An 8424-nucleotide genomic window follows, 5' to 3' on the forward strand; every position below is an offset into this window, starting at 1 on the left:
CGTGACGTCATCCTCGACGGCGGACCGAGCCCGGTCGGGGTCGAGAGCACGATCGTCGACTGCACGGTTCAGCCGGTTCAGATCCTGCGCGCCGGGGCGATCACCGCGGATCAGGTGCGCACGATTCTCGACGCACCGGTCGCAGCTGCATCGGGCCCGGCCCGTGCGAGCGGGATGCTCGCATCGCACTACGCGCCGCGTTGCGAGGTTCGTCTCGTCGATTCGAGCGATGACGCCGTCGCGCTCGCGGCGGGCACGCCACGGTCCCGGATCCTCGACCTCTCCGACGATGTCGGGCGATATGCCCGCGAGCTCTACGCCTCGCTCCGCCGGGCCGACGCGGACGGCGTCGGGACACTGATCGCGGTCCTGCCCGAACCCGACGGGCTCGGCCTGGCCATCCGCGATCGACTCACCAAGGCTGCCGCCCCGCGGTCGAGCGGTCCCGGATAGCCCACCGAGCTCACCGGTGTTCGCGTGAGAATCTTGCGCCGCCAGAGCGCACACTCCTCACGCGAACGGGTGACGCTCGCCGAGATTGTTCAGGGTGTCGATCCAGGCGTTGCGAACGTCGATCAGCCGTGGCAGCGAATGGCCGTCGACGGCGGCGATCGACACGCTGACCGTCGCAGCGCCCGCGTCCGGCACCAGATCGAGTTGGCACCAGCACGTCAACGGAGGACCGAGGACCGCTCGGAGCTCGTACGGCGGGTCGTCGTCGGCGACCTCGCCCAGTTCGGCGGCGGCGACCAGCAGCGCCTCGAAGGCGTCGACGGGGAGCGCCTCCACCGTGAACGACGGGATGTCGCGGGTCTCGCCGATCCACCCGGGATCCGCCGGTGCCTGGCTCGTCTCCGATGCAGGCTCGACGGTGTCGATCAACTCCAACGCACGGGCGGCGGCCGCGTTGATCCGTTGCATCTCGGCCGCATCACCGCCCGCATCGGGATGATGAACGCGCGCCAATGCGCGACGTGCTGAGCGGATCTCGTCCGCGGACGCATCCGGAGTCAGTCCGAGGATGGAATGAGGCGAGGGCATCAACCGTCGCGGAGCGCCGCGTACCGCTCGCGGATCGAACCGCCGTCCACGCCGTCGACCGGCGTCCCGTTCCCGAGGCCCCACCGTTCCTGAATGACCGCGTGGTCGACCTGTTCGAGCACCGCTGCGGCCTGCACTGCCGCACCGGTGGCGACGGCTTCGTCGACGTCGGCGACGATCACCGACATTCCGGCCAGCCCGGCGATCACAGCCTGCATGGCCCTCGATCGCGCTCCCCCGCCGACCAGAACGAGCCGCCCGTCCAGATCGGTCAGGTCACGCAAGGCATCGAGCCCGTCGAGCAATCCGCATGCGACGCCATCGATCGCTGCTCGGGCGAACTGTTCGCGGGTGAGATCGCTGCGGAGACCGGCGAGGGTGCCGGTGGCATCGGGCCGGTACGGGGTCCGCTCGCCATCGAAGTACGGCAACAGGACCGGCCCGCCCGGAGCGGCGTCGAGCGCCAGCCGGTCGAACTCCTCGTGGTCGACGCCGAGCACATTGCGGATCGAGTCGAGCACCTTCGCGGCGTTCGACGTGCAGACGAGCGGAAGGAAACGTCCGGTCGCATCGGCGAAACCGGCCACCGCGCCCGTCTCATCGGCCGTCGGTGTTGCCGAGACCGCCGACACGGTGCCCGAGGTGCCGATCGAGACCATCGTGTCGCCAGGTCGCAGTCCGACCCCGAGCGCTGCGGCCATGTTGTCACCAGAGCCGGGAGCGACGATCGCCGACTCCCACTGGCCCGCGGTGTCCATCGGGCCGAGCACGGTGGGGAGAGCGACGGACCAGTCGCGTTCGGCGTCGACGAGCGACAGCAGGTCGAACCGGTAGGCACCGTCACGCGCCGACCAGTATCCGGTGCCCGACGCATCGCCCCGATCGGTCGTGTGGCGCCCGGTGAGGCGCCGGGTCATGTAGTCGTGCGGCAGCATCACCCGCGCCATGGCCTTCCAGGCGTCGGGCCGCGTGCGGTGCAACCACGACAGCTTGGTGATCGTGAACGCGGCGACCGGAACGCTGCCGACCGCATCGGCCCAGGCCGCCGGTGAACCGAGTTGCTCGATCAGCCACTCCGCATCCGCGTCGGACTCGGTGTCGTTCCACAACTTGGCCGGATGAACCGGTCGGTCGGCATCGTCCAGCGCGACCATCCCGTGCTGTTGTCCCCCGATCGAGATTGCCGCGACGTCAGGCGACGCGGCGTCGGACCAGGCCTCGTCGAACGCGGTGCACCAGGATTCGGGATCCTGTTCACTGCGGGGCGGAGTCACGGTCGGATGCAGCCCACGTCCGGTTGCGACGACCTCGCCACTGGAGAGATCACGTATCTCGACCTTCGTGCTCTGCGTACTCGAATCGACACCGGCGACACGTGGCATTGGTCCGACGTTACTGCTCGACGTGGATCCAGTCGGCCGACCTGCCCCAGCGATCCTCGAAGACGACCTCGTCGAGTGCCTTCCGACGCACGGGACCGTGGCGCCCCTCGGGGACGCCGATCGTGATGCACGCCGACAGGCCGACGTGATCCGGGATGTCGAGCAGGGTCCGCAGTTCGTGCTCGACGCGCAGGTGCCACATCGTGAGCGCCCCTCCGTACCCGTGTGCGCGCGCCGCCAGGAGCAGGTTCTGACACGCCGGGTAGACCGACGCTCCCTCCATCGGATCGGGCGGGCGGTAGCGGTCGAGACACACGAGGATCACGACCGGGGTCGACTCGAAACGGTCGACGTAGCGTTGCATCGAGTCAGCGAAGCGACTCGGGCGATAGCCATCCGACTCACGCTTCGCGTTCCATCCGGTCCGAAATGCGTCGCCGAGCAACGACTTGGCGCGACCCGCCTGGGCACTGTCGCGGAGAACCAGGAACCGGAACGGCTGACGATTCGAACCGGACGGGGCACGGCCGGCGTGCCACAGGATCGACCGGAGATCGTCGACATCGACCGGATCGTCGGTGTAGCGACGGATGGAGCGGGTGGTTGCGAGTCCCTCGAGGAGGTCCACCTGGGATCGGGGATTCACAACGATGTAACGTAGTGCTTGGTCTGTGGCCTGTTCGAGGCGTACACTTTCCCGGACCTGAGAACGTGCGGGCAATCCCGCCCGCACCCAGACAGGGGGAGAATCCAACATGCAGAAAGCACGCGTGAAGCGCGTCGGCGCACTGCTCGTCGGCCTCTCGCTCACCGCCGCAGCTTGCGGCAGTGACAGCGACGAGCCCACGGACACCACCGCCGATACCGCAGCCGAAGAGGCCGAGACCGACGTCACCGAAGCCGTCGACGAGGCCGAGACCGACGTCACCGAAGCCGTCGACGAAGCGGAAACCGCTGACACCGAGGCGATGGAAGAGGCCGAGACCGACTCCACCGAAGCGATGGAGGAGGAAGCGTCGACCGGCGGTTCCACCGAAGGTCAGCTCGTGCTCGGCGGAATCCTGCCCGAGACCGGCAACCTCGCCTTCCTCGGCCCGCCCGAGATCGCCGGCGTCAACCTCGCCGTCGCCGACGTCAACGCCGCTGGCGGAGTGCTCGGACAAGACGTCGTGTACCTGCCCGGTGACTCCGGCGACAACGGAGAAGTGGCCAACGCCACGGTCGACCGCCTCCTCGCCGAGGATGTCGACGGCTTCGTCGGAGCCGCGAGCTCCGGTGTGTCGCTGACCGTGATCGACAAGATCACGCAGGCCGGCAAGGTCCACTTCAGCCCGGCGAACACCTCGCCGACCTTCACCGACTACGACGACAGCGACCTGTACTTCCGTACGGCTCCGTCCGACGTCGTTCAGGGCGCAGCACTCGCTGACGTCATGATCCAGGACGGCAACGCTTCGGCGACCTTCCTCGTGCTCAACGATGCCTACGGCACCGGGCTGCTCGAGTTCACCAAGGGCCCGTTCGAGGACCAGGGTGGCGTCGTCGACGCTGAGAACATCTACGACCCGAAGGCCGAGAACTTCGACGACGTCGTCGCCGTGGCCCAGGAGGCCGACTCCGACGCCATCGTGATCATCGGCTTCGACGAGACGTCGAAGATCCTGACCGGCCTCATCGAGGCTGGAATCGGACCGGACGCCAAGGCCATCTACGGCACCGACGGCAACATGGGCAACGCCCTCGCCGAGGCCTTCGATGACCCGACCGTCCTCGCCGGCATGCGCGGCACCCTCCCGGGTGTCGACGTCGAAGGTGAGCTCGCCGACTTCCGTGACAACCTCCTTGCGGTTGACCCGGACCTCGTCGACTACTCCTACTCCGCCGAGTCCTACGACACCGTCGTCATCATGTCGCTCGCCGCAATCGTGGCCGGCTCCGATGACGGTGTGGCCATGGGCGCAGCGATCAACGACGTGACCCGTGGTGGCGAGAAGTGCACCAGCTTCGAAGAGTGCCTGCCGCTCGCCGAAGCCGGTACCGACTTCGACTACGACGGCGTTTCCGGTCCGCTCGAGTTCCGTGACGAAGGTGAGCCCACGCAGGCTTCCATCCTCATCCTGGAATTCGACGACACCGGCGCCATCGTTGTCGACGGTTCGGTCGAAGGTTCGGTCGAGGTCTGATCCTCGGATCAGCTGACATCGAATAATCGAACACCGCTGGAACGGCCCGGGGCTTCGGCTCCGGGCCGTTTCGCGTCCCGGGTGCGCGTCCACGACGTGCGCCGGGAACACCCGGCGCTCCGTAGCCTGCGTGGGATGGGGAATCGGGCGTCACAGGTCGTCACCAAGGCCGCCAGATCGACCGTGGGATTCGCCGCGCGACGGATCGCTGCGAACGAGTGGCTCATGGGCGTCGTCTACGACCACATGAACGAAGCCAATTTCGCCGGTCTCGCAGAACACGAGGAGATGTTGAGCGACTCCGTCCGAGTCGACGCCTATCGCCGGGGCATCCACCGCAATGTGCAACCCGGCGATGTCGTGCTCGATCTCGGAACCGGAACCGGGCTGTTGGCTTTCATGGCGAGCCGGGCGGGCGCGAAGAAGGTCTACGCGGTCGAACACTCGGACTTCATCGAGGTCGCGCGTGAGATCGCACAGCACAACGGCTTCACGAACATCGAGTTCGTGCAGGCCAACAGTCGTGAATTCACTCCACCCGAGCCGATCGACGTCGTCCTCCACGAACAGATGGGTGATGAGCTGTTCAACGAGAACATGCTGCAGAACGTGCTCGATCTGCGCGACCGCGTGCTCCGCCCCGGCGGACGCATCCTGCCCGCAAGGTTCCGACTCTTCGCCGAGCCGGTGGCGTTCCATGAATCGATGCGGATCCGCCGGTTCTGGAACATCGACCTGCCCGACGGCATCGACCTCAGCTGCACCGAACAATCCCCCATCGCCACGCGGTTCGACACCGGCCGCAACGAACAGTTCTGGGCACGTCCGGGGTCGGTGGCATCGACCATCGGCGAGCCCCGGCCGATCCTGGAGTTCGACCTCCACGACCTCGAGTCGCTGGATTCGCTCGACACCGATCACCTGATCGAACGCACCGCGGCGACCGACACGATCGTCGACGGATACTGCGTCTGGTTCGACGCTGTGTTCGACGACGCCACTGCCCTGTCGACGAGTCCGCTGGCGCCGCTCACGAGCTGGGGTAATCGGGTCTTTCGTCTCGACCGGGAGATTGCCGCCGGCGAGAAGCTGCGTGCCAACCTCCGTATGGGCCAGCTGTTCGAACCGTCCACCTGGTACGTCGTCCCGCTCGACTGAGAGACGAAGCCGGCGCATCTGCTGTCGCCGTGATGCAGCTCGCGAACATGTTGCGACGCCTTCAGGCCTTCGAGAGGTCTGCCGACTCGGCAGACCAGCCGGCTATTCCTGGTGGTCCTTGACGAGGGTCCCGAGATACAGCTCGACGACCTTCGGGTCCTTCAGGAGCTCGGCACCGGTGCCGGTGTACGCGTTGGCTCCCTGGTCGAGCACGTAGCCGCGATCGCAGATCTGGAGGCATCGACTGGCGTTCTGCTCGACCATCACGATCGAGACACCCGCCTTGTTGATCTTGTGGCAACGGACGAACACCTCGTCCTGCAGCGCAGGCGACAGACCGGCCGAGGGCTCGTCGAGCAGCAGCACGGACGGGTTCATCATCAGCGCCCGGCCCATGGCGAGCATCTGACGCTCGCCACCGGACAGTGATCCGGCGCGCTGGTCAGCACGCTCCACGAGCCGCGGGAACATGTCCCCGACCACCGCGTAGCGCTCCTTGAAGGTCTTCGGCTGGAGATACACGCCCATCTCGAGGTTCTCGATGATGGTGAGTGCCGGGAACACGTTGTTGTTCTGTGGCACGTAGCCGATTCCGCGGCTCACCAGCGAGTGGGCCTTCATGTTCGTGATGTCCTCACCGCGCAGACGGACTTCACCGTCGCGGATGTTGACGAGGCCGAACATCGACTTCACCAGCGTCGACTTGCCGGCGCCGTTGGGTCCGATGATGCCCACCAGTTCGCCGTCGGCGAGCGTCAGGCTGCAGTCGTTGAGGATGTTCACGCCGGGGATGTAGCCGGCGGTCAGCGCATCGGCGATGAGCAGCGGTTCGGGTGTCGTCGAGTCGGTCATCAGAGATCTTGCTCCAGGTCGAGGGCGGAGTCGTGGCTCGAGCCCAGGTAGGCGTCGACGACGGCCTTGTTCTCGCCGATCGAGGCGGGTGGGCCCTCGGCGATGATCTTGCCCTCGGCCATCACGATCACCCAGTCGCTGATTTCTTGCACCATGTCCATGTCGTGCTCGACGAACAGCACGGTCATCCCCTGGTCTCGAAGGCCCGTCACGTGACCGAGCAACGACTGCGTCAGCGCCGGGTTGACGCCGGCCATCGGCTCGTCGAGCATCACCATCTCGGGTTCGACCATCAGGGCACGCGCCATCTCGAGCAGCTTGCGCTGGCCACCGGACAACGTGCCGGCGAACTGGTCGCGCATGTGATCCATCTTGAAGTGCACGAGCAGCTCGTCGGCACGAAGCTCGATCTCCTTCTCCTGCTTGCGCCACAGGAACGGGAAGATCGACGCGAACAGCGATTCGCCCTTCTGCTGCGTGGCTCCGAGCTTCATGTTCTCGATCACGGTCATCTTCGAGAGCGCCTTGGTGAGCTGGAACGTGCGGACCATGCCGTGGCCGGCGATGTTGTGCGCCGCGACCTTGTCGATGTTCTTGTCGTTGAACGTCCGCGTGCCTGCGTCGGGTGTGTCGAAGTTCGTCAACAGGTTGAACAGCGTGGTCTTGCCGGCACCGTTCGGCCCGATCAGTGCGGTGATGACGCCGCGCTGAACCTCGACGTGGTCGACGTCGACAGCGGTGAGGCCTCCGAAGCGACGGACCACTCCATCGGCGACGAGGATCGGATCGGGCTTCTTGGCTCCCGGCTCCCACGGAACGTCCGCGAGTGCAGCGCGTGCTGCCACGGGGTCGACACCCTCGACGGTGACGACCTCGGCGAAGACCGCGTCTGCCTCCTCGTCGGAGATGTCGGGCCGAGGACCGGCCTTGACGTGTGAGTCGTCGGCGAACGGAGAGGCTCGGTCGAACTCCTCGTTCATCGCCGGATAGGAGTCCTCGCGGGGTTTATCGGTCATCGAGGGCCATCTCTTCCTTGTTGCCGAAGATTCCTTGCGGGCGGAATGCGGCGAGCAGAATCAGTCCGAGACCGACGATCATGAAGCGCACCTGACCGACCTGGGTCCCGCTCATGATCGAGCTCGGGATGTAGTCGTTGGCCACCAACTGTCGCAGAATCGTGTCCGACGAGTCCAGCACGGCGTACAGGATCGCCGCACCGATCAAGGGGCCGAAGACCTTGCCGGCTCCACCCAGGATCAACGCGACGTACACGAAGAACGTCACGTCGGTGATGAAGTTGTCCGGCTGTGCGACGGAGAAGCCGACCGCACGGACCATTCCGCCGACGGCACCGAACATGCCACCGAGGATCAGTGCCTGCATCTTGTAGGAGTAGGCGTTCTTGCCGAGGCTGCGTGCTGCGTCCTCGTCCTCGCGGATCGCCTTCAGCACACGACCCCAGGGGCTGCGGATCAAGAGCCAGCACACGAGTGTGCCGAGCGCCAGGATCGTCCATCCGACGAGCACCAGGAAGAACTGGTTCCCGGTGAAGAGGTTGAAGAAGTACCGGTCGGTCGTGGTGAACGGACTCATGTCGTAGAACGTGCTCGTGAACCCGGTGAGCCCGTCCGACGATCCGGTCCACTTGTCGAGCGAAGGTGAACGGGCCACGATGCGGAAGATCTCGGCGACCGCGATGGTCACGATGGCCAGGTAGTCGGCCCGGAGTCTCAGCGTCGGGATACCCATCACCAGCGCGAAGATCACGGGGAACACGACCACCGCCATGACCACGCCGACCCAGAACA

9 protein-coding genes are annotated in these 8424 nt (G+C 66.1%); 3 read left to right on the forward strand and 6 right to left on the reverse strand.

Going from position 1 to position 8424, the window contains the following annotated elements; all coding sequences use genetic code 11:
* Positions 1–453: L-threonylcarbamoyladenylate synthase (locus tag WBV89_RS09140; protein ID WP_423981028.1), on the forward strand; the 453-nt coding region annotated here is incomplete at its 5' end.
* Between the two features lie 57 nt (positions 454–510).
* Here WBV89_RS09140 and WBV89_RS09145 read toward each other — a convergent pair.
* Genes WBV89_RS09145 through WBV89_RS09155 form a run of 3 tightly spaced genes read right to left on the reverse strand, consistent with a single transcriptional unit; the run spans position 511 to position 3069 of the window.
* Positions 511–1041 carry a J domain-containing protein gene (locus WBV89_RS09145; RefSeq protein WP_423981029.1) on the reverse strand — a complete coding sequence of 177 codons (531 nt, stop codon included), beginning with the start codon at positions 1039–1041 and terminating at the stop codon, positions 511–513.
* Positions 1041–2423 (reverse strand): xylulokinase, encoded by a 1383-nt coding sequence (xylB, locus tag WBV89_RS09150; protein ID WP_423981030.1) that lies wholly within the window; start codon positions 2421–2423, stop codon positions 1041–1043. Before xylB ends, WBV89_RS09145 begins: the two co-directional genes overlap by 1 nt.
* A gap of 10 nt (positions 2424–2433) precedes the next feature.
* On the reverse strand, positions 2434–3069 hold the full coding sequence (locus tag WBV89_RS09155) for a nitroreductase family protein (protein WP_423981031.1): 636 nt from the start codon (positions 3067–3069) through the stop codon (positions 2434–2436).
* A 109-nt stretch (positions 3070–3178) separates the two neighbouring features.
* Between WBV89_RS09155 and WBV89_RS09160 the strand changes: the two genes are divergently transcribed.
* Positions 3179–4606 carry an ABC transporter substrate-binding protein gene (locus WBV89_RS09160; RefSeq protein ID WP_423981032.1) on the forward strand — a complete coding sequence of 476 codons (1428 nt, stop codon included), beginning with the start codon at positions 3179–3181 and terminating at the stop codon, positions 4604–4606.
* Between the two features lie 135 nt (positions 4607–4741).
* Positions 4742–5764, forward strand: a complete 1023-nt coding sequence (locus tag WBV89_RS09165; RefSeq protein ID WP_423981033.1) for a methyltransferase domain-containing protein — start codon at positions 4742–4744, stop codon at positions 5762–5764.
* Between the two features lie 102 nt (positions 5765–5866).
* Here the strand turns inward: WBV89_RS09165 and WBV89_RS09170 are convergent, their stop codons facing one another.
* From WBV89_RS09170 to WBV89_RS09180, 3 genes are all read right to left on the reverse strand, one after another.
* The gene (locus tag WBV89_RS09170) at positions 5867–6616 is read right to left on the reverse strand and encodes an ABC transporter ATP-binding protein (RefSeq protein ID WP_423981034.1); all 750 of its coding nucleotides are present in this window, start codon (positions 6614–6616) and stop codon (positions 5867–5869) included.
* Positions 6616–7632, reverse strand: coding sequence for an ABC transporter ATP-binding protein (locus tag WBV89_RS09175; RefSeq protein ID WP_423981035.1), 1017 nt, complete (start codon positions 7630–7632; stop codon positions 6616–6618). Before WBV89_RS09175 ends, WBV89_RS09170 begins: the two co-directional genes overlap by 1 nt.
* On the reverse strand, positions 7622–8424 hold an 803-nt coding region (locus WBV89_RS09180), incomplete at its 5' end, for a branched-chain amino acid ABC transporter permease (protein WP_423981036.1). The genes WBV89_RS09175 and WBV89_RS09180, both read right to left, overlap by 11 nt.

Source organism: Ilumatobacter sp. (genome assembly GCF_049588435.1).
In the GTDB taxonomy this organism is placed as follows: Bacteria; Actinomycetota; Acidimicrobiia; order Acidimicrobiales; family Ilumatobacteraceae; genus Ilumatobacter_A.